Origin of the sequence: Cupriavidus mimosae (assembly GCF_023952485.1) — a bacterium.
GTDB lineage: Bacteria > Pseudomonadota > Gammaproteobacteria > Burkholderiales > Burkholderiaceae > Cupriavidus > Cupriavidus taiwanensis_C.
In genome coordinates, this window is the sequence record NZ_JALHRY010000004.1 from 355,090 (window position 1) to 374,709 (window position 19,620).

General features: G+C 68.3%; 20 protein-coding genes. 6 read left to right on the forward strand and 14 right to left on the reverse strand.

The features are described from left to right. Nucleotides 1-4: 4 nt before the first annotated feature. Nucleotides 5-874: a mechanosensitive ion channel family protein gene (locus MKD50_RS10200; RefSeq protein WP_062803164.1), complete on the reverse strand. Its 870-nt coding sequence runs from the start codon at nucleotides 872-874 to the stop codon at nucleotides 5-7. 214 nt (nucleotides 875-1,088) lie between these two features. Then, complete coding sequence (locus MKD50_RS10205) at nucleotides 1,089-2,291, reverse strand: ammonium transporter (protein ID WP_240070620.1); 1,203 nt, start codon at nucleotides 2,289-2,291, stop codon at nucleotides 1,089-1,091. Nucleotides 2,292-2,788: 497 nt separating this feature from the next. Here MKD50_RS10205 and MKD50_RS10210 point away from each other — a divergent pair, with 497 nt between their 5' ends. The 3 genes from MKD50_RS10210 to MKD50_RS10220 all read left to right on the forward strand — a co-directional run bounded on the left by MKD50_RS10210 (nucleotide 2,789) and on the right by MKD50_RS10220 (nucleotide 4,233). Then, nucleotides 2,789-3,070 (forward strand): HU family DNA-binding protein, encoded by a 282-nt coding sequence (locus tag MKD50_RS10210; protein ID WP_010814166.1) that lies wholly within the window; start codon nucleotides 2,789-2,791, stop codon nucleotides 3,068-3,070. A 173-nt stretch (nucleotides 3,071-3,243) separates the two neighbouring features. Continuing rightward, nucleotides 3,244-3,729 carry an acyl-CoA thioesterase gene (locus MKD50_RS10215; RefSeq protein WP_012355963.1) on the forward strand — a complete coding sequence of 162 codons (486 nt, stop codon included), beginning with the start codon at nucleotides 3,244-3,246 and terminating at the stop codon, nucleotides 3,727-3,729. 21 nt (nucleotides 3,730-3,750) lie between these two features. Beyond that, complete coding sequence (locus tag MKD50_RS10220; RefSeq protein WP_240070621.1) at nucleotides 3,751-4,233, forward strand: CreA family protein; 483 nt, start codon at nucleotides 3,751-3,753, stop codon at nucleotides 4,231-4,233. Between the two features lie 25 nt (nucleotides 4,234-4,258). Here the strand turns inward: MKD50_RS10220 and MKD50_RS10225 are convergent, their stop codons facing one another. The 5 genes from MKD50_RS10225 to MKD50_RS10245 all read right to left on the reverse strand — a co-directional run bounded on the left by MKD50_RS10225 (nucleotide 4,259) and on the right by MKD50_RS10245 (nucleotide 9,580). Next, a complete protein-coding gene (locus MKD50_RS10225) occupies nucleotides 4,259-5,101 on the reverse strand; it encodes an acid phosphatase (RefSeq protein WP_371925319.1) in 843 nt (280 codons plus the stop codon). Nucleotides 5,102-5,150: 49 nt separating this feature from the next. Then, complete coding sequence (locus MKD50_RS10230; RefSeq protein WP_240070622.1) at nucleotides 5,151-6,896, reverse strand: class I adenylate-forming enzyme family protein; 1,746 nt, start codon at nucleotides 6,894-6,896, stop codon at nucleotides 5,151-5,153. A 97-nt stretch (nucleotides 6,897-6,993) separates the two neighbouring features. Beyond that, nucleotides 6,994-7,758 (reverse strand): SDR family oxidoreductase, encoded by a 765-nt coding sequence (locus tag MKD50_RS10235; protein ID WP_252667055.1) that lies wholly within the window; start codon nucleotides 7,756-7,758, stop codon nucleotides 6,994-6,996. Nucleotides 7,759-7,996: 238 nt separating this feature from the next. After that, complete coding sequence (locus MKD50_RS10240) at nucleotides 7,997-8,863, reverse strand: arylamine N-acetyltransferase family protein (RefSeq protein WP_252667056.1); 867 nt, start codon at nucleotides 8,861-8,863, stop codon at nucleotides 7,997-7,999. A gap of 27 nt (nucleotides 8,864-8,890) precedes the next feature. Then, nucleotides 8,891-9,580, reverse strand: coding sequence for a Crp/Fnr family transcriptional regulator (locus MKD50_RS10245; RefSeq protein WP_115700395.1), 690 nt, complete (start codon nucleotides 9,578-9,580; stop codon nucleotides 8,891-8,893). A gap of 213 nt (nucleotides 9,581-9,793) precedes the next feature. On the opposite strand from MKD50_RS10245, the gene MKD50_RS10250 reads away from it, so the two are divergent. Beyond that, nucleotides 9,794-10,291 carry an Mpo1 family 2-hydroxy fatty acid dioxygenase gene (locus MKD50_RS10250; RefSeq protein WP_240070624.1) on the forward strand — a complete coding sequence of 166 codons (498 nt, stop codon included), beginning with the start codon at nucleotides 9,794-9,796 and terminating at the stop codon, nucleotides 10,289-10,291. On the opposite strand, the gene MKD50_RS10255 is transcribed toward MKD50_RS10250, so the two are convergent. Genes MKD50_RS10255 through MKD50_RS10265 form a run of 3 tightly spaced genes read right to left on the reverse strand, consistent with a single transcriptional unit; the run spans nucleotide 10,292 to nucleotide 12,719 of the window. Further along, on the reverse strand, nucleotides 10,292-11,677 hold the full coding sequence (locus MKD50_RS10255) for a sensor histidine kinase (RefSeq protein WP_252667057.1): 1,386 nt from the start codon (nucleotides 11,675-11,677) through the stop codon (nucleotides 10,292-10,294). Next, a complete protein-coding gene (locus MKD50_RS10260; RefSeq protein WP_240070626.1) occupies nucleotides 11,678-12,352 on the reverse strand; it encodes a response regulator transcription factor in 675 nt (224 codons plus the stop codon). It lies immediately after the preceding gene. Nucleotides 12,353-12,368: 16 nt separating this feature from the next. Then, nucleotides 12,369-12,719, reverse strand: coding sequence for a PepSY domain-containing protein (locus tag MKD50_RS10265; RefSeq protein ID WP_115700405.1), 351 nt, complete (start codon nucleotides 12,717-12,719; stop codon nucleotides 12,369-12,371). Nucleotides 12,720-13,066: 347 nt separating this feature from the next. Between MKD50_RS10265 and MKD50_RS10270 the strand changes: the two genes are divergently transcribed. Beyond that, nucleotides 13,067-13,525, forward strand: a complete 459-nt coding sequence (locus MKD50_RS10270) for an HU family DNA-binding protein (protein WP_115700407.1) — start codon at nucleotides 13,067-13,069, stop codon at nucleotides 13,523-13,525. 247 nt (nucleotides 13,526-13,772) lie between these two features. On the opposite strand, the gene MKD50_RS10275 is transcribed toward MKD50_RS10270, so the two are convergent. The 3 genes from MKD50_RS10275 to MKD50_RS10285 form a co-directional block, all read right to left on the reverse strand. Then, nucleotides 13,773-14,141, reverse strand: a complete 369-nt coding sequence (locus MKD50_RS10275; protein WP_026163988.1) for a 5-carboxymethyl-2-hydroxymuconate Delta-isomerase — start codon at nucleotides 14,139-14,141, stop codon at nucleotides 13,773-13,775. Nucleotides 14,142-14,323: 182 nt separating this feature from the next. Further along, a complete protein-coding gene (locus MKD50_RS10280) occupies nucleotides 14,324-14,920 on the reverse strand; it encodes an HAD domain-containing protein (RefSeq protein WP_115700410.1) in 597 nt (198 codons plus the stop codon). A gap of 185 nt (nucleotides 14,921-15,105) precedes the next feature. Further along, on the reverse strand, nucleotides 15,106-16,731 hold the full coding sequence (locus tag MKD50_RS10285; RefSeq protein WP_252667058.1) for a methyl-accepting chemotaxis protein: 1,626 nt from the start codon (nucleotides 16,729-16,731) through the stop codon (nucleotides 15,106-15,108). A gap of 247 nt (nucleotides 16,732-16,978) precedes the next feature. On the opposite strand from MKD50_RS10285, the gene MKD50_RS10290 reads away from it, so the two are divergent. Beyond that, the gene (locus MKD50_RS10290; RefSeq protein WP_252667059.1) at nucleotides 16,979-18,829 is read left to right on the forward strand and encodes an EAL domain-containing protein; all 1,851 of its coding nucleotides are present in this window, start codon (nucleotides 16,979-16,981) and stop codon (nucleotides 18,827-18,829) included. 9 nt (nucleotides 18,830-18,838) lie between these two features. Here MKD50_RS10290 and MKD50_RS10295 read toward each other — a convergent pair whose 3' ends face one another. Further along, a complete protein-coding gene (locus tag MKD50_RS10295; protein ID WP_252667060.1) occupies nucleotides 18,839-19,594 on the reverse strand; it encodes a response regulator transcription factor in 756 nt (251 codons plus the stop codon). Nucleotides 19,595-19,620: the final 26 nt, after the last annotated feature.

Sequence of the window (19,620 nt, forward strand, 5' to 3'; positions counted from 1 at the left end):
CAGTTCAGGCGGCCTGCTGCGCCGCGGCTTGCTCCGCGGCGGCATGCGGCACCCCGGCCTGTTGCACCACCACCATGTGGGCCGGCATCGGCGCGGCGTAGCCGGCCTGGCCGAAGCACTCGCGGATGACGCGGTTGGTGTCGAAATAGACTTGCCAGTAATGGTCGTTATGGCAATAGGGCCGCACCGCCAGCACCGGACCGACCAGCGTGAATTCCAGGATTTCGACGTCGACCGGCGGCTCAGCCAGCACGTTGGGGATCTCGGCAATGCGGGTCTTCAGCAGCGCCACCGCCTCGGCCACGTCGGTGCTGCCTGCCAGCTGCGCTTTCAGTTCCACGCGCCGGAACGCATTGGCGGTGAAGTTCTGGATGGTGTCGCTGAAGATCTTGTTGTTGCCGATCACCGTCTGCACATTGTCTGGCGTGTCCAGCGTGGTTGCGAACAGGCCGATCTCGCGCACGGTCCCGGTCACGCCGCCAATGGTGACGAAGTCGCCTACCTTGAACGGCCGCAGTACCACCAGGAAGGCGCCGGCGGCGAAGTTGGCCATCAGCCCCGACCAGGCCATGCCGATGGCCACGCCGGCGGCGGCAATCAGCGCGGCGAAGGTGGTGGTCTGGATGCCGAAGTAGCCGAGGATGCCTATCACCAGCACCACGTTCAGCGTCACGGTGACGATGGAGCCGACATAGCGCAGCAGCGTCGGATCGACCTTCTGCTTGCCGAGCGCGTTCTGCACCAGGCGCACGACAAAGTGGATCAGCCAGCGGCCAATGACCCAGAAGGCGAGGGCCGCGAGGATCTTGACGCCGAATTCGGTGGCGTACGAGACCACCAGGGTCTTGAGGTTGTCGAAGGTAGAGGCGTCCATCGGCGTATTCCTTTCGTGTTGGTATAACCGGCCAGCCGCCGACCCAACATCACCCGAACCAGCCGGCTGCGGCGTGCGAGCCCCTGCGCGTTGCGCGCAATTCCCGGGCACGGCAATTATTGAGAGGCCGTGCGCGGAAGTGCAAGCAAATAATTGTTAAGACAAGGCGCGTGGCGCGGCTCCTCCGTTTATATCGGAAATGCGCTGGCGGCTATTACCAGTTGGTTTCGCGCTCGGCGGTGGCGGAAATCCGGTGCAGCGTCAGGTCGGCGCCGTTGAACTCGCCTTCGGCGTCGAGGCGGATGCCCACCAGCCGCTTCAGCGTGCCATAGACCAGCGTGCCGCCGGCCAGCGCCACCACGATGCCAAGCAAGGTGCCGAGCAACTGCGCGCCGAGCGACACCCCGCCAAGGCCGCCCAGCGCCTTCGCCCCGAAGATGCCGGCGGCGATGCCGCCCCAGGCGCCGCACAGCCCGTGCAGCGGCCACACGCCGAGCACATCATCGATATGCCATTTGTTTTGCGCCAGCGTGAACATATAGACGAACAGCGCGCCGGCCACGGCACCGGTGACCAGCGCCCCGAGCGGATGCATCAGGTCCGAGCCTGCGCAGACCGCCACCAGGCCGGCCAGCGGCCCGTTGTAGACGAAGCCCGGATCGTTGCGCCCGGCCAGCCAGGCGGCCAGCGTGCCGCCGGCCATCGCCATCAGCGAATTGATCGCTACCAGGCCGCTGATCTTGTCGACGGTCTGCGCGCTCATCACGTTGAAGCCGAACCAGCCCACCGCAAGAATCCAGGCGCCCAGCGCCAGGAACGGGATGTTCGAGGGCGGATGCGCGCTGATGCGGCCATCCTTCTGGTAGCGCCCACGGCGCGCGCCCAGCAGCAGCACCGCCGGCAGCGCAATCCACCCGCCCAGCGCGTGCACCACCACCGAACCGGCAAAGTCGTGGAAGGGCGCGCCGGCCACGCGCGCGATCCAGTCCTGCACGCCGTAGCGCTGATTCCACACCATGCCCTCGAAAAACGGGTAGACAAAGCCCACCAGCACGAAGGTGGCGACCAGTTGCGGATTGAAACGCGAGCGCTCGGCAATACCGCCGGAGATAATCGCCGGAATGGCCGCTGCAAAGGTTGCCAGGAAAAAGAACTTGACCAGTTCATAACCGTTCTTCTGGGCCAGCGTTGCAGCGCCGGAAAAGAACTGCACCCCATACGCGATGGTGTAGCCGATAAAGAAATAGGCGATGGTGGAGACCGCGAAATCCACCAGAATCTTTACCAGCGCATTGACCTGGTTCTTCTTGCGTACCGTGCCGAGTTCGAGGAAGGCAAAGCCGGCGTGCATGGCCAGCACCATGATGGCGCCAAGCAAGATGAAGAGCGCGTCGGTGCCGGTCTTCCAGTTGTCCATAGTGACCTCATGCTCAAAATGGGCGCACCAGTATGCAAAAAGCGTTCCAGAGACCGCTGCATCCTGGTGCCGCGTGCACCGTCCAGGGTAAGAAACCGCACCGGCATGCCGCACGCGGTCCCATCCCGTGGGCAAGGCGACACCGGCCTGTTGCCAGCGGCTGGACCAGGCTGCGCCAGAATGGAGCAGCCAAGGGGGCATTGCGCGACCCGTTGTGGTGCGTCGCCCCATTTGGGGGAATCTGTCCTATGCTGAGTAGTTTTGGGGGTGCGATTCCAGGCGGCCGCTCGGGCCCGGCAAAAAGCGGCGGCCGGCAAGTGCAAACAACAGGGGAAATTGCCCGCTAACCGGCCTCAAGCAAGGATTTGCGGGTTTTTTTGTCGCATTGGTGCCACTGGGGATTGCTCAACGCGCGAAGGGCAGATTAGACTGCGCCGATCGATGGCCTGCCGCGAGGCACGCACATCGGTGACGACGACCAACAAGGGAAATCAGCCATGAATAAAGGTGAACTGGTATCGGCCATCGCCGCGGAAGCAGAATTGAGCAATGCCGCCGCCGAGCGTGCGCTCAACGCAGCGCTGGACAGTATCAAGAAGGCAGTGGCAAAGGGCGATTCTGTAACGCTGGTGGGTTTTGGCAGCTTCAGCGCCGGCAAGCGCGCAGCCCGTACCGGCCGCAATCCGCGCACCGGCGAAACCATCAAGATTCCGGCCGCCAAGACGGTCAAGTTCTCGGCAGGCCAGGGTTTCAAGGACGCCGTGAACAAGAAAAAGTAAGCAGTTTGCGTCCATAGCGAAAGAAGCGGCCTGGCAGGCCGCTTTTTTTTATGTGCCGGGTCAGGCGGGGCAGGGGCCGGCGCCATGCCGCGGGCACCGGCGCGGCGATCCGGGTTAAACTGCCGGCGCCCGCAGCCGGCAATCCCGCCCCCGCAATCTTCGTATCCCGCATCATGAATGACCTGTCCCACCAGCTTTCCATGACCGTGCTGATGACGCCGGACATGGCCAATTTCTCTGGCAACGTCCACGGCGGCACCATCCTCAAGTACCTGGACATGGTGGCGTATGCCTGCGCCAGCCGCTATGCCGGCCGCTACGTGGTCACGCTGTCGGTAGACCAGGTGGTGTTCCGCCAGCCCATCCACGTGGGCGAGCTGGTGACCTTCCTGGCATCGGTCAACTACACCGGCCGCAGCTCGATGGAGATCGGCATCAAGGTGGTGACCGAGAACATCCGCAGCAAGCTGGTGCGCCATACCAACAGCTGCTATTTCACCATGGTGGCGGTGGACGACAACGGCACCCCCGCCGAGGTGCCGCCGCTGGAGCCGCGCGACGAGGTCGAGCGCCAGCGCTTTGCCGCCGCGCAGCAGCGCCGCGCGCTGCGCCAGGAGATGGAAAAGCGCCACGGCGACATCAAGTCGTCGGTGAACTGAGTGCCGATGCGCGATACAGCCATGGAATCCCGCCACCCACTCGTTCGCCTCCTGCTCGCCGCCGCCTGCGCCGGCGCAGCCGCGGGGGCCAGTGCCGAGGAGATCGGCAGCGTCAGCACCAATTTCCGCATGACCGGCTCCGACAAGGTCGTGATCGAAGCCTATGACGACCCGCAGGTGGACGGCGTCACCTGCTACGTGTCGCGTGCCCGCACCGGCGGCATCAAGGGCCAGCTCGGCATGGCGGAAGACCCGCCCGAGGCCTCGATCGCGTGCCGGCAGGTGGGTCCGATCGGCTTCAAGGCGCCGATCAAGCAGCAGGACAATGTTTTCTCCGAGCGCATGTCGATCCTGTTCAAGGCGCTGCACGTGGTGCGCGCGGTCGACCGCAAGCGCAATACGCTGGTCTACCTGACGTATTCGGACCGCATCGTCAGCGGCAGCCCGCAGAACAGCGTGACCGCCGTGCCGGTGCCGGCCGGCACGGTGATTCCGGTGAAATAAGCGCGTCGGCCGGGGGCGCCCGTGATCAGCGGGCCAGCACCGCGGATTCCGCCAGGCAGTCGCGCGATGGCCGCGTGCCGGCTGCGCGCGCGGCAGCCACTTCACTGCGCGCCCGTTCCAGGTCGGCGCGGAAAGTGGGGTCGGCATGCAGCCGCGCCACCGTCGCCGCCGCCATGGTGCGGCCCGCGTTGACATCGCTCTGCCAGTGCACGTTGCAGACCACGCGGCTTTGCCCGAAGGCCTGGCCGCGCGCCAGCAGTTCATTGGCGCGCGCCGGCTCGATCTCGGTCAGGATCAGCGCCCAGGCCCAGCCGATGGCGCTGTGGCCGGACGGGTAGGAACCATCCTTCTCCAGCTTGGCGGCTTCGGCCTGCGTGCACATCGGGGTCTTGGTGGCCACGAACGGGCGGGTGCGCTTGTAATGGTCCTTGGCCTTGTACGTGGACAGGCCGGCATCGACCAGGCTGCGGCGCAGCAGCATGTTCAGGTAAGGCGTGTCTTTCTCGCCGACGGGCACGCCCAGCGCGCAGGAGAAGGTTTTGGCGGCCTGCGGGAACGTCAGCACGGCATCGTCGGACGCCAGTTGCCAGCGTGGCGAACCGCGCAGCGGACCAGCCTGGCGCGCGGCGTCCTCGTCCAGCGCCAGCGCGGCCGAACCCTGCACCGGCGGCGCCGACAGCAGCTTCAGGCTGTCGGGGCGCGCATCGGCGGCAAGATAGCCGGCCGGCACGCCGGGGCGCAGCTCGGGCACGGCTGACAGGTTGGTGCCGCCGGCGGCGCAGCCGGCCAGCAGCGCGGCGAGCGCTGCCGCGCCAAGCGCCCGCAGGGGTTGGGAGAGGGAGGAATCCGGCTTGCCTTGTTCCGTCAATTTGTCTTCCTGGTGAGGGATCGGATCGATGCGGTCGTGCCGCTTCGGCTTACGCGGCGTCGAACAGCTTGCGCAGGTTCGATTTCATGATCTTGCCATTGGCATTGCGCGGCAGCATCTCGTGGTAAATCAGGATACGCACCGGCACCTTGAACGCTGCCAGCCGCTCGCGCACGAAATCCTGCAGCTCGGCTTCGCTCGCCTGCATGCCCGGCTTCAGGCTGACCACGGCGGCCGGCTCCTCGCCCAGGGTCCGGTGCGGCAGCCCGACCACCGACGCATCCATGACCGCGGGATGCTCGTAAAGTGCGCTTTCCACTTCGATGCAGTAGATGTTCTCGCCGCCGCGGATCAGCATGTCCTTCATCCGGTCGACGATGTAGACGTAGCCCTCATGGTCCAGCCGGGCAATGTCGCCGGTGCGCAGCCAGCCATCGACAAAGGTCTGGGCGGTGGCCTCGGGCTTGTTCCAGTAGCCGCGCACGACATTGGCGCCGCGCGCCATCAGCTCGCCGGTTTCACCAGGCGGCAGCGCCTGGCCGCGGCCGTCGACTACCTTCATCTCGCCGATCGGCAACGCCGGGCCGCTGCTGTCCGGGCGCATCACGTACTCTTCGGCACTGTGGCTGGTGAAGGTCGACGAGGTTTCGGTCATGCCCCAGCCTATGCCCGGCGCGGCCATGGGGAAGACTTCGCGAATGCGTCGGACCAGCTCCGGCGAAGCCGGCGCGCCGCCGTAGTTGATGTTTTCGAGCGACGAGAGGTCGAAGCGGCCGCGCTCGGGATGCTCAAGGATCTGCCATGCGATAGTGGGGACGCCACCGGCCGCAGTGCAGCGCTCGCGCTCGATCAGTTCCATGCCACGCAGCGCGTCCCAGCGGTGCAGCAGCACGATCTTGCCGCCGGTGGCGATGGCGCCGTTGAGCACCGCCATGCAGCCGGTGACGTGGAAGAACGGCACCGCCAGCAGCATCGATTTCTGCGGCGCGGCCGGATCCGGCGCTGGGATCGGCTCGCCGCGGCGCAGCAGGTTGCGCAGCGGGCTGAAGCCGCCGGCCACCGCCACCGAGGTGGAATTGCGATGCGTGCCCAGTGCACCCTTCGGCTTGCCGGTGGTGCCGGAGGTGTAGAAGATGGTGGCGTCGTCGTCGGGGTCGATGTCGACCGCAGGCGGCGCTTGCTCCGGCAGCGCCGCCCAGCTCGCCGAAGCGCCGATCACGCTTTCCAGCGCCGTCACGCGCGGCTCGGCCGGCGCGGCGCCCGCGCGCGAGACGTAGATGCGTTCCAGCGCCGGGCAGCCGGGCAGGTGTTCGAGGATGCGATCGAGCCGCTCGGCATCGACGATGGCGATGCGGCTGCCGGAATCGGCCAGGCCATATTCCAGCTCCTGCCCGGTCCACCACGCGTTGAGCGGGGTCACGATGGCGCCGGTCAGCAGCGCGCCGTAGAAGGCCACCGGCCATTCGGGCAGGTTGCGCATGGCCAGCGCCACGCGGTCGCCCTTGCGCACGCCGTCGCGCACCAGCGCGTGGGCCATGGCGATGGCGGCGCGCAGGAACGCATCGTAGGTGACGCGCTCGTCCTCGTACACCACGAAGGTGCGCTCGGCAAACGCGCGCGTGGCCAGCAGCAGCTCGCGCAGCGTGGGCGGCGCGTTCTTCCAGACCGTGGTGGGGATGCCGCGGATCACGCGCGTCTCGGTTTCGAATGGCGCGCCCGGCGCGGTCAGGCGGGCGTGCGCCTCGGCCAGCGACATGACCGGCCAGGTGCCGGCCCACTGCGGATTGCTCGACATGGACTGCCTCCCGGAACTGCACTGCAGGTTGAGGGAAATGCAGGAAAGCGGCCAGCGCAATCAGCGCCGGCCGCCTGGCAACGCTCGCGTCTGAGGCTCAGATGGTCACGCCGCCGTCCACCACCATGGCCTGGCCGGTCATGAAGGTGCTAGCCGCGGAGGCCAGGAACACTGCGGCGCCGGCGATCTCGATGGGCTCGCCGATGCGGCGCAGCGGGGCGCCCTGGGTGGACTGCTTGTAGCGCTCGGGATCTTCCCACAGCGCGCGCGCGAAGTCGGTCTTGATCAGCCCCGGCGCGATGCAATTCACACGCACATTGTGCGGCCCGAACTCGACCGCGAGGTTGCGCGCCAGCTGGAAGTCGGCGGCCTTGGAAATGTTGTAGACGCCGATGGTGGGCGAGCCGCGCAGGCCGCCGATCGACGACACGATGATGATCGAGCCCTCCTTGCGGTCGATCATCTGCGGCGCCACCATCTGGATCAGCCAGTGGTTGGAGATGACGTTGTTGTCCAGCACCTTGCGGAACTGGTCGTCGGAGACGCCGCTCATCGGCCCGTAGTACGGGTTGGAGGCGGCATTGCAGACCAGCACGTTGATCTTGCCGAAGGCGCGGTTGGTCTCGTCGACCAGGCGCTGCAGGTCGTCCTTCGAAGAGATGTTGGCCGGGACTGCGATCGCGGTGCCGGCACCATGGCGGGCGTTGATGGCATCCACCACTTCCTGGCAGGCCTCGGCCTTGCGCGAGGAAATCACGACCTTGGCGCCCTGTACGGCCATCTGCTCGGCGATGGCGCGGCCGATGCCGCGCGAAGAGCCCGTGACGATGGCAACCTTGCCCGTCAGATCGAACAATGACATGGAGTCTCCTGTATGGCTGCGCCGGCGTCAGCGATGCTGGCCGGCTTGTGCTGGCGGCGGGGTGCCGCGCTGTTGTCCTGCGGACGCGCCCGCAGGCAGCATCGCCGGGACATTATGTGGCGCGGCCATGGCCGCGTCCACAGCGCCGGGTGGCGGTTACAGGCCTTATCAGCATTCTTTCTGCCGGCAATGCGCGCGGTGCATGGAGCCCGATGCTGCAGTGCGCAGCCGCTACCATTCAGCCGCCGGCGGATGTGGTCGCAGGCGCCAGCAAGTCAGGCAGCGCCGCCATCAGGCCCTGGCGCAGCGCGTCGTCCAGCACGATGCCGAAGCGCTCCGACAGGGTTTGCACCACGGCGTCGGCATGCTGCAGGTGCGTGCGGCGCACGCTGCCGTCCGGGGCGCGCTCGGCCAGTTCGCCGTTGGCCAGCGTCACGCGCGTGCCACCATCGGTGCGCGCGGCCATCAGGCGCTGCAGGAAGACGCTGTCCGGGTGCGTCGAGACATACCAGTTGCGTGCCTCGAAATCGATCGGCGGCTGCGGCGTCAGGTCGAAGCGGTAGACCGGGATCCAGCCCGCATCGCCGCGTGCCTGCAGGTCGTAGCTGTGGAATGCGCTGGTGCCGGCTTGCGCGGGGGAGGGCGCGAGCCGGTAGGGAAAGCCATCCTCGGCCGGTTCGGACAGCGGCATCGCACGGAACGGCGTGGGACCGCCGAAGCCGACATCGACCAGATAGCTGCGGTGCGCTACCTCCACGCGCAGCAGCATGTGCGAGGTCATGGTCGGCACGTCGTCCGGCACGCCCCAGCGCACGCGCGCGGCCAGCGGCGTCACCTCGTAGCCCAGCGCGCCCAGCCCGGCGCTGAGCAGCGTATTGAGTTCAAAGCAGTAGCCGCCGCGCCGACGCCTGACCAGCTTGTCGAACACGGCATCGAGGTCGATGCGCACCGGGCGGCGCAGCAGCGGGTCGACGTTCTCGAACGGAATGCTGGCCAGGTGCGCGGCCAGTACCGCGTCCAGCGCTTGCAGCGTCGGCGAGGGTGGCGCGGCGATGCCGAGGCGCACCAGCCAGGCGTCCAGTTGGGCGGCGTCCAGGGTAGTCATGGTGTGTGCGGCTCCGGTAGGGTGCAATCAGTTGAGCGTTTCCAGCGCGGCCAGGTCGAGCAGTTCGATGCCGCCATATTGAAGACGCAGCAGGCCGTGCGCCTCCAGCTCGCGCAGGGCGTGGTTCACGGTCTGGCGGGACAAGCCCAGCATCTGCGCCAGCTGTTCTTGCGCAATGCGCACGCGCCGCGCGGCACTGCCGTCCGGCAGGTTGCCATAGCCATGCGCGATTGCCGCCAGCCGGCGCGCGACGCGTGCCGGCGGCGGCAGCAGCTGCGCTTCCTCGACGTAGTGGAAGGCCTCGCGGGTCTTGGCCGCCAGCAGTTGCCCGAATGCCTGCCACCATGCCGGCTGCTGCGCGAGGCGCTGCGCCAGGGCGGCGCGCGGCACATGCCACAGCGTGGCGGCGCTGGCCGCACGCGCGTCATGGGTGCGCGGCAGGCCGTCGAACAGGCAGATTTCGCCGAACCAGGTGCCGGGTTCGAGCAGGCCCAGCACCGCTGCCTTGCCCGATACGCCGCTGGCGTGGATCTGCATGGTGCCGCTGGCGACACAATACAGGCCATCGAAGCGGTCACCGCGCGCAAACAGGGTCTCGCCGGCGACCAGCCGGCGCAGGCTGCCGTCGTCCAGCAGCGCTTGCCGCAGCGCCGGCGGCAACTGGCTGAACCACGCGCCCGCGCGCACCGCGGCGAGCGGGTCGCTGCATGGCAACATCGGGCTGGACGTTATGTCTGGAGGCTGCATCTTGAGGTCGTGTGGGGCGAGCAGAGCGGGGTGTGGCGGGCGCGCCAGCCGCATGCCGGTCTCCATGTCCGGGCACCTGGTGGAATGTCAAAAACCTGACAGACCGGCCGGTGCGCGCCCATTACTATAAATCCACCTCGCGCCCGCCGCGCGCGCACCACAGCGCAGTCCAGGAGACGCCCCGTGAAAACCCTGATCGAACATCTCGCCAACTACGCCGCCTACCACCGCGACCCGCGCAATGTATTCACGCATTTCATCGGCATCCCGATGATCGTGCTGGCCGTGACCACGCTGCTGGCGCGGCCGGCGCTGGCACTGGGCGATGGCAGCGCCGTGCTGACGCCGGCCATGCTGCTTTATATCCTGTCGTGCCTGTTCTACCTGCGCCTGTCGCTGGCCTTTGGCGTGGCGATGGCGCTGATCCTCGCGGTGTTCCTCTACGCTGGCGCGCAGATCGCGGCGATGCCGACGAGCTGGTGGCTCGCGCTCGGCGTCGGCCTGTTCGTGGTGGGTTGGGTGATCCAGTTCATCGGCCACTATTACGAAGGGCGCAAGCCGGCCTTTGTCGACGACCTGGTCGGGCTGCTGATCGGGCCGCTGTTCCTGGTCGCCGAGACGGCCTTTGCGCTGGGCCTGGCGCGCGATACGCGCGATGCCATGGCCGCCCGCGCGCACTGATCAGGCTTGCCCCGCCGGCAGCCGCAGACAGGCCGCCAGGCCGCCCAGCGGACTCGATGCCAGCGCCAGGCTGCCGTCATACAAGGCGGCGATTTCCGTAACGATGGCCAGGCCCAGGCCGCTGCCGGCGGCGGCCTCGTCGAGCCGGCCAAAGCGTGCGGTCGCCAGCGCCTGCGCCTCGGGCGGCATGCCTGCGCCATCGTCCTCGACCAGGATTTCCAGCACGCCAGCGTCGTCCCGCAGCGTGACGCGCACGCGCGTGCGCGCCCATTGGCAGGCGTTGTCGAGCAGGTTGCCCAGCATTTCGACCAGGTCCTGACGGTCGCCGGCGAAATGCCCGCCACCGTCGACGGTCAGTTCCAGGGCCCGTTCACGATGCAGCCGCGCCAGTGCACACGCGAGCTCGCGCAACGCGGGGGCGGCGTCGATGCGCTCGCCGCGGGCCGCGGCCGCGCCGGCGGCACGGGCGCGCGCGAGGTGCCGGTCCACCTGGCGCCGCATCGCTTCGACCTGGCCCGAGACGGCCAGCGCCGCGGCACCAGGTAATGCCGCGGCTTCGTTGGCCAGCACCGCCAGCGGGGTCTTGACCGCATGCGCCAGGTCGGCGGCCTGGCGGCGCGAGCGCTCCAGCGCCTGCGCATTGCGCGCCAGCAGGGCATTGATTTCGGTCACCAGCGGTTCGACCTCGGCGGGCCAGGCGCCGACCAGGCGCGCCTCGCGCCGTGCCTGCATGGTGCCGAGCGCACGCCGCAGCCGTGCCAGCGGCGCCAGGCCGAAGCGCACCTGCGCCGCCACCGCGAGCATCAGGCCCAGCCCCAGCGCCGTCAGTGACCAGGCCAGCGTCTGGTTGAAACTGCGGCGCGCGGCGCGCAGTTCGGTGCGGTCCAGCGCCACCGAGATTTCCACCGGAGTATCGGCCGACGCCAGCACCAGTTGCCGCGACACCACCAGCAGCGATTGGTGGTTCGGACCGGAGCGCACCTCGGCGATTCCAGCCGAGGCGTCCGAGGCATCGGACGTATCGGACGTATCGGACGCATCGGAAATACGGCGCAGCGCTGTCGCCGGCATCTCCGTATCCCACAGCGAGCGCGAGCGCAGCAGCGCGCCGGGGGCCCGCGCCTGCCAGTAGGCGCCGGAATAGGGCAGTTCGTAGCGGGGATCGGCGGGACTGCGGTGCAGGACCAGCTTGCCCTCGGTGCTCCAGTCCAGCGCCGCGGCCAGGCTGGCGAGCTGGTGCTCGAGCTGGCGCACATAGGTCTGGTTGACGTGGCGCTCGAACAGGGCCGACAGCAGCCAGCCGCTGACCCCCAGCGCCGCGGCCAGCCAGATCGCCGCCACCACCAGCAGGCGCAGCGCAAGCGAGCGACGCAGGCGCACCGGCATCTAGGCGCGCGCCTGCGACGGCGGGCGCAGCCGATAGCCCTGGCCGCGCACGGTTTCAATGACATCCACGCCGAGCTTGCGCCGCAGGCGCCCGACAAAGACCTCGATGGTATTGCTGTCGCGGTCGAAGTCCTGCGCGTAGATGTGTTCGGTCAGCGCGGTCTTGCTGACGATCGCGCCGGGGTGGTGCATCAGGTAGTCCAGCACGCGGAATTCATGGGCGGTCAGCACCACCGGGGCGCCGTCCACGCTGACCGTGCCAGCGCGGGGATTCATCCGCACCGGGCCGCACTGCAGTTCCGGCGCGGGCATGCCGTGCGCGCGCCGGATCAGCGCCCGGATGCGCGCCAGCAGCTCTTCCATGCGGAAAGGCTTGGCCAGGTAGTCGTCGGCGCCGGCATCGATGCCTTCGACCTTCTCGGTCCAGCTGTCGCGCGCGGTCAGGATCAGCACCGGCGCGTTGACCTGCGCGGTGCGCCAGCGGCGCAGCACCGAGAGTCCGTCCAGCCGCGGCAGGCCGAGGTCAAGGATGACCGCGTCGTAAGGTTCTTCGGCGCCCAGGTGCCAGGCGTCCAGGCCATCGGCAGCCGTGTCGACGGCATAGCCGGCGTCGGCCAGGCTGGCACGGACCTGCGCGGCAAGGGCGGTTTCATCTTCGACCAGCAGGATGCGCATGGTTGTCGTTGCCGGGTCAGGGTTTGCGGCGCGCGCCTTCCAGCCCTCGCCCCTTGGCCTTGAGCAGGGCGGCGGTGCGCGCATCGTATTCGAGCTTGGCCACCGAGCCGCCGGGCAGCAGCAGCTTGACCTCGTACTGCCAGATGCCATCGTCGTGATCGAGTTCGACCCCGATGACGTCGCCGCTGTACTGGCGCGAGACGGTCTCGAGGATGCGCGACAACGGCAGGATTTCGCCGGACTGCACCGCGGCGCGGGCGCGATCGGCATCCTTGTCGGCGTGCGCGGCGGGGACCGCCGCCAGTGCCAGCAGCGCGGCGGCCACCAGCGCGCGCGGACGCATAAGGGCCTGGAAACAAGGGGTCATGGCTCGGAGTTTGCATCAAAACAGCTGAATGCGGGCTGAACGGAACGCTCCACGCGAACGCGAACGGTAGCGTGCAGACGCGCGCGCGGCATTGCGTGCGAGGCTACGCGCCGCGGCCGCGCACGCCAAAACGGGGGGACGTAGGCCGTTTTCGCGCTCGCACTGAGGCAAAGCCGCGACAAAACCCGGGGTTTTCACCGGGTTTTGCGTGTCGCATGCATGAAAACCCCTTGACTTACGGCACTTTCCGCTATGATTCAGTGGGCGTCGATCAGGCGATTGCGCAACGCTCAGTAGCAATGCATAACACCTGCCGGCATCCATCTGTTCAACTTACGAATATCGATATGGCGACCAAAGCGAAACCGACCGCGAAGACTGCAACCAAGCCCGCCGCCAAGAAGGCTGCGGCAACCAAGGCACCCGTGAAGGCTGCCGCCAAGAAGGCCGCGCCGGCCAAGAAGGCTGCTCCCGCAGCTGCGCCCGTGGCGCGCCCGCTGAAGGACACCTTCAACAAGTCGAGCCTGGTCGCTCACCTGGTAGCCCAGACGGAACTGGAAGCCAAGACCGTGAAGACGGTGCTGGCCCACCTGGAAAACACCATCGTCGGCGCGCTGAACAAGAAGGGCGCTGGCGAGTTCACCCTGCCCGGCCTGCTGAAGGTCACGGCGCAGCAAGTGCCGGCCAAGAAGAAGCGCTTCGGCAAGGACCCGTTCACCGGTGAAGAGCGCTGGTTCCCGGCCAAGCCGGCCAGCGTCAAGGTCAAGGTCCGTCCGCTGAAGAAGCTGAAGGACGCCGCAGCCTGATCTGCCCCAGTTGTCCAGAAAGAAAAGGAGCCGCTGCCGGCTCCTTTTTTTTTATGGCCGCCGGCACCAATCCGGCAGCGTTTAATCCAGGTCAAGTCGGGGGCCGTGTCGCCCACCTAGAATCGACTACGTCATGGGTGCGGGGGCGCTCCCCATGACAGAGCTTCCGGAGTCTTCCTGAAGCTTCCGCCCGCGGCCGCAACGGCCGCGGGTTTTTTATTGGGCGGCCGCCCGACGGCGCGGCGGATCAGGCCACCAACTGCTTGGCGTAGGTGGCGCGCGCCATCTCGCAGACTTCCACCGACACCTGCACGTTCTGGCCGGTGCCGCCGCCCGAGCGCACGGCCTCGGCAATCACATCGCAGACGGCCTGCGCCAGCGCCTGGCGCACGGCGGTATCGCGCCCGTCCAGGATCGACAGGCGCGCATGGACAAAGGCCCGCTCGACGGCATCGATGCCCTGGCGGTAGGTCGACAGCGTGATGCAACGCGACTTGATATCCGCCTCCTGGAACTGGCCGGAAGCCAGCAGGGCGGCATTGGCCTCATCCAGCAGTTCTTCCTGCGAGCAGTTCAGGCGGGTGTTTTCAGTCAGTTCGATGACGAGGTGAGGCATGGCGGGTCCTGGCACAAAGCTCCGGCATGGCGCCGGCGACAGCGAGCATGATACGGGATCACTGCGACGGGCATACGCCGGAGCGACGAAGCCCGGCCTCTTTGTATCGCGCGTTCACGATCGTCGGATGCAAAACGGAGCGCCCGTGGGCGCCCCGTCGGGGACTGCATGGCAGCGGCAGCTCAGGCGTGGACGGCCGTCACTTCGCGTGCCGGTGCCAGCGCGCCGCCGAAGCGCGCGGGGTTGTCCCGTGCCAGTTGCTGCAGCTGCGCCAGCTTTGCCTTGAGGCCCGCATCCAGCTTGGGCGCCGGCATCACCGTCGACGGGCAGGCCACGCCCAGGATATCCAGCGCCAGCTGGAAGTTCTCCAGGGTCAGGCCCACGCTCGGGTCGACCGTGACCAGATGCTCGCGCAGCGCCTCGGGCATCGACTCGGCCGTGGCGCAGGACAGGATCACGTAATGCACCGGGCACGCGCCCTGGGCGAAAAACGCTTCGATCTCGGCACCGTGGCCGCCCGCGACCGGCGGCGTCATGGCTTCGACCTGCAGGTCCAGCTGTTGCAGGATGGCAGCCGGCGTGCCCCGGCGCCAGGCATCGGATACCACCACACGGGCGCCGGCCACGCCGAACAGCCTGCGCACGAAGCCAAGCGCGACCGGGTCGAAAAACCTGACGTCGCGCGGCGTGCCCGAATCCGGAAGGCCGCCGAGGCGGGCGCGGGAGCGGTCGGAGTACAGGACGCCGGGTACGTCCAGCATGATCAGTCGTTCAGCCATGGTTTCCTGTGCGGGTGCCAGTTCAGTTGGTGTGAAGCAAGATTACTCGCCGCAACCGGGCTGTCACGTTACCAGTGCTGGTTCAGTTGCAACATATCTGTAACTTTGTCGCGGAAGACGTAAATGCCGGTTACGTCGTCATGACAAATGTTTCGACCCGACACATCTTTGCCGCGATTGCCCGGTCACGGCTGCCGGAAGCGAAAGCGCGCCACGTCGCTGGCCAGCGCGGCGGCCTGATGGTCGAGCCGCGCCGCCTGGCCCGCCAGTTCGTCGACCAGCGCAGCATTCTGCTGGGCCGTCTGGCGCAGTTGCGCCGCCGCCTGACCGGCGCCCCGCACGCGGTCGGCCTGCTCGTCCGCGAGCGTGCGCAACCCCTCGGCCAGCGCATGGCTGTGGCCCACCGTGACGGCAATGCGGTCCATTGCCGCCACCACACTGCCGCTCAGGCTGGCGCCTTGCTGGATCTCGTGCGTGGCATTGCCGACGATGCCGCCGATCTCGCGCGCCGCCTCGGCGCTGCGCTGTGCCAGCGCGCGCACTTCCTGCGCCACCACGGCAAAACCGCGCCCAGCCGGGCCCGCACGCGCCGCTTCCACGGCGGCGTTCAGCGCCAGGATATTGGTCTGGAACGCGATGCTTTCGATCACGCCGACAATCTCGGCGATATGGCGCGAATGGCCGTGCAGGGCGTCCATGGCGCCGCGCATGCGCTGCACCACGGCCGCGCCGTCGTCGGTGGCGGCGCGGGCGGCGCTGGCCATCTCGCTCGATTCGGTGGCCTGCGCGTGCGCGGCGGCGACGTGCGCCGCCAGCGCCTGCATGCTGTCGGTGGTGGCGTCGAGCGCGCTGGCCTGTTGCTCGGTACGTGCCGACAGCGCCTGGTTGCCCGCAGCGATCTGCTGGCTGGCCGCGCTGACCTCGTGGGCGCTGGCCTGGATCCGCGCCAGCACGCCGGCAAGTTGGTCGCGCATGCTGGCCACATGGTGCAGCATGCTGCTGTGGTCCGAACGGCGCAGCGCGATCGGGGCGGTCAGGTCGCCGGCGGCAATGCGGCGGGCGATGTCGGCGGCATCGCGCGGCTCGCCGCCCAGTTCGGCGCGCAGGCTGCGCGCGGCAATCCACGCCAGCGCGACGGCAGCGAGCAGGCTGGCGCCGAGCAGGGTCGCCATCCAGGCCTGCGCGCGCAGCTGGCTGGCGGCGACGCTGGCAACGGTGGCGGCGGCCTGCTGCTCTTGCTGGCGGCGTACGGCCTCGACCTGGCTGCTGAGCCGCTGCAGCTGCCCGGTGACGAAATGGCCGTCGACCGAGACCGCGCTGTCGAACTGCAGCGGATCCAGCGGCTGCTTGCGCAGCAACGCCACGTAGGCCTGGGCCAGCTCGCTGGCGCGCTGGCGTTCGCGCAGCAGAGGCGCCGCCTGGGCAGGGGCAGCCCGCTCCACGCCGGCCAGTGCCGCATCGAGTTGCGCCAGCGCCGCTGCAATCTCGTCGGCGGCGCCGTCGCGCTCGGTGCTGCTGGTGGCCATGGTCAGCGCCAGTTGCGCGCGCCCGAGCGCGGCCAGCGCCGATTGCGCCCGCTCCGCGGAGATGGCGCCATGCATGTCGTGCTGGTACAGGGTATCGGTGCGCGCCTTGATCGAGACCAGATTGGCGATTCCCGTCAGGCCGACCGCGGCGCCGAACAGGTAGACCAGGGCAAAGGCAGCGCACAGGCGCGCCACCAGCGGCAGGCGGCCCAGCCGTGCCAGCCAGCGCGCGGGGGCGACTGCCCGACGCTGGCCGGGCAGGGATGTCTTGAAAACTTGCAACACGGAGATGACTCCAGACGGGCGCACCGGCCTGACCAGCCTGCGCAGCCCGGGCTTGACCCGATTTCGCCGCGCGCGCCGTCCTCGGTACGGGACGGTCGCCGCGGCGAATCGGGATCGTCGTCGATCAACGTGACGCCAACGTGACATCCTTACGCTATGGACTGTCATCGCGCTGTCATGTGAGTGTCATGCAATGTGGACCGCGCCGCGGCCTGACCGCTGCCGCACCACCCCCCGCTTGCTCCCTATGAATGGCCTGACTGTCGCCACGCCCCAGCACCACCCCGCCTCCGCCGCTGCCAGCTTCGCCCTGGGCGGGACCGCGCTTGCGCCGGCGCGCCTGCCGCCGCTGCACGCCGTGTTCCAGCCGATCGTGCAGGCGGACAGCGGCGCCATCCTCGGCTACGAAGCACTGCTCCGCGGGCCCGTGGGCTCGCCGTGGGCGGCCCCGGAGGCGCTGTTCCGGCTGGCGCAGGGCGTTCCCGCCACCATCGCGCTGGAAGTGGAAGCGGCGCGAACCGCGCTGGTTGCCTGGCGCGGTTTCGACCTGCCCGGCAAGCTCTTCCTCAATTTCAGCCCGCAGACCTTGCGCCACCTGCTGGCGGACCGGGGGCGGCTGATGGCGGCCCTGCTCGAAGCCGGCATCGCACCGTCGCGGCTGGTGATCGAGGTTACCGAACAAACCCCGATTGGCGACGCCGCCAGCTTTGGCGTGGCCATGGCGGTGTTGCGCGAGCTCGGCATGCAGTACGCGCTGGACGATTTCGGCACCGGGCACGCCAACCTGGACTTGCTCGCGCACCTGTCGCCGCATTTCGTCAAGATCGACAAGTCGCTGGTGCGCGGCATCGCGTCGTGCTCGCGCCGGCTGGAAATTTTGCGCGCGCTGCTGCGCATGATGAGTGCCTTTGGCGGGCGCGTGATCGCCGAAGGCATTGAAGACGAAGACGAACTGGCCGTGGTGCGCGATCTGGGCGTGACCGGCGCCCAGGGCTATTACGTGGGACGGCCGGTGGCGCAACCGGCGGCACAGGCCGCACTGCATGTACGGCAGGCGCTGGCGTCGCGCCGCATTGCCGTATTTCCGCAGATGGTGCGCTCGGGCTGGTCCGGCATCACCGCGGGACGGCTGCTGCGGCCGGCGCCGACGGTATCGCCCTCGGCCAGCAACGATGCGGTGCTGCGCACCTTCCAGGACCAGCCCGAGCTGCAGGCCGTGGCGGTGGTCAATGACGAAGGGCGGCCACTGGCCATCATTGGCCGCCAGGCGTTTATCGACCGCTACGCGGCGCCGTTCCATCGCGAGCTCTATGGCAAGAAGGCCTGCATCGCCATGGCCAGCCGCGATCCGGCCTGCTTCGACCAGCGTGCCAGCCTGGAGGACATGGCGCAGATCCTGTCGGGCGAGAACACGCGCTCGCTCGCCGATGGCTTCGTGATCACCGACCAGGGGCGCTATATCGGGCTGGGCACCGGCGCCGACCTGATCCGGGCGATTACCGAGGTGCGCATGGAAGCGGCGCGCTACGCCAATCCGCTGACCTTCCTGCCGGGCAATATCCCGCTGAACCAGCATATCGAGCGCCTGATCGAGGCCGCCAGCGAGTTCCATGCCTGCTACGTCGACCTGAACCACTTCAAGCCGTTCAACGACAAGTATGGCTACTGGAAAGGCGACGAGATGCTCAAGGGCGCGGCCGCGATCCTGGCCGAGGCGTGCGACCCGGCCCGCGACTTTTTGGGCCACGTAGGCGGCGACGATTTCCTGGTGCTGTACCAGAGCGCCGACTGGGCCGAGCGCATGCGGGCCGCGATCCTGCGCTTCAACGATGCCGCGCGCGCCATGTATGCGCCGCCCGACCGCGCCGCCGGCGGCATGCACGGCGAAGACCGGCACGGGCGGCCGGTGTTCTTTCCTCCGGTATCGATGGCGGTGGGCGTGGTGTGCGTCAGCGGCGAGGGTGTGGCCGGCCTGCAGCGCCTGGGCAGCCAGCAGATCGGCGCCGCGGCGGCAGCGGCCAAGCGCGAGGCCAAGCGCTCCGCCGACGGCATGGCCGTGCTCGACTTCATGGCCTTGGCGCAGACGCTGCCGGCGTAGCGCCGCGGCTCAGTTGCCCGAGGGGCCGGACATGGTGGTCCGCGTCGGCGGCTTCGGCAGCCTGGGCGCGATGCTTTCTTCGAGCACGTCGAGCCGGTAGCCGTGCGCGTAGACCACCGTGATGACAATGCCGTTGGCCACGCCGATGCGCAGGGTCTTGCGCAGCCGCGAGATCAGGCCCGCCAGCGCCCGCGACAGCGGTGGCAGTTCATGCCGCCAGATCGCCTGCTGGATGCGCTCTGCGGCGAGCACGCGGCCGACGTTCGAAAACAGCATCATGGCCAGGTCGAATTCCTTCGGCGTCATGGCGATGCGCTCGCCGTGCAGCGTGGCGAAGCGCCCTATGCTGTTGAGCTGGTAGGGGCCGGCCTGCACCACCAGGCCCTGGCGCACCCGTTCGCCGGTTACGCGCCGGCGCAATGCCGTAATGCGCGCCATCAGCACGCGCGCATTGAGCGGGCGGCAAACGTAGTCGTCGGCGCCCGCATCGAGCGCATCGACCAGCTTGTCTTCGCTGTTGTCGGCGGCCAGCAGGATGATCGGCACATCGCGCGAGCGCGCGCTGCGCACCGCGCGCACCACTTCCAGCGCCGGCAGGTCGGCCAGGGCATCGTCGATCAGCAGCATGTCGTACCGCTCCTGGCTGACGCGGTGGATCAGCTCGCGGCCGGTCTCGAACACGCTGCAGCGGAAGCCGGCGCCCTCCAGCAGTTCGGCCATGGTACGGAGTTGGGGCGAAAAGCCCATGAGCAGCGCAATATTCATCGGAGCGGACCACAGGGCAGGATACG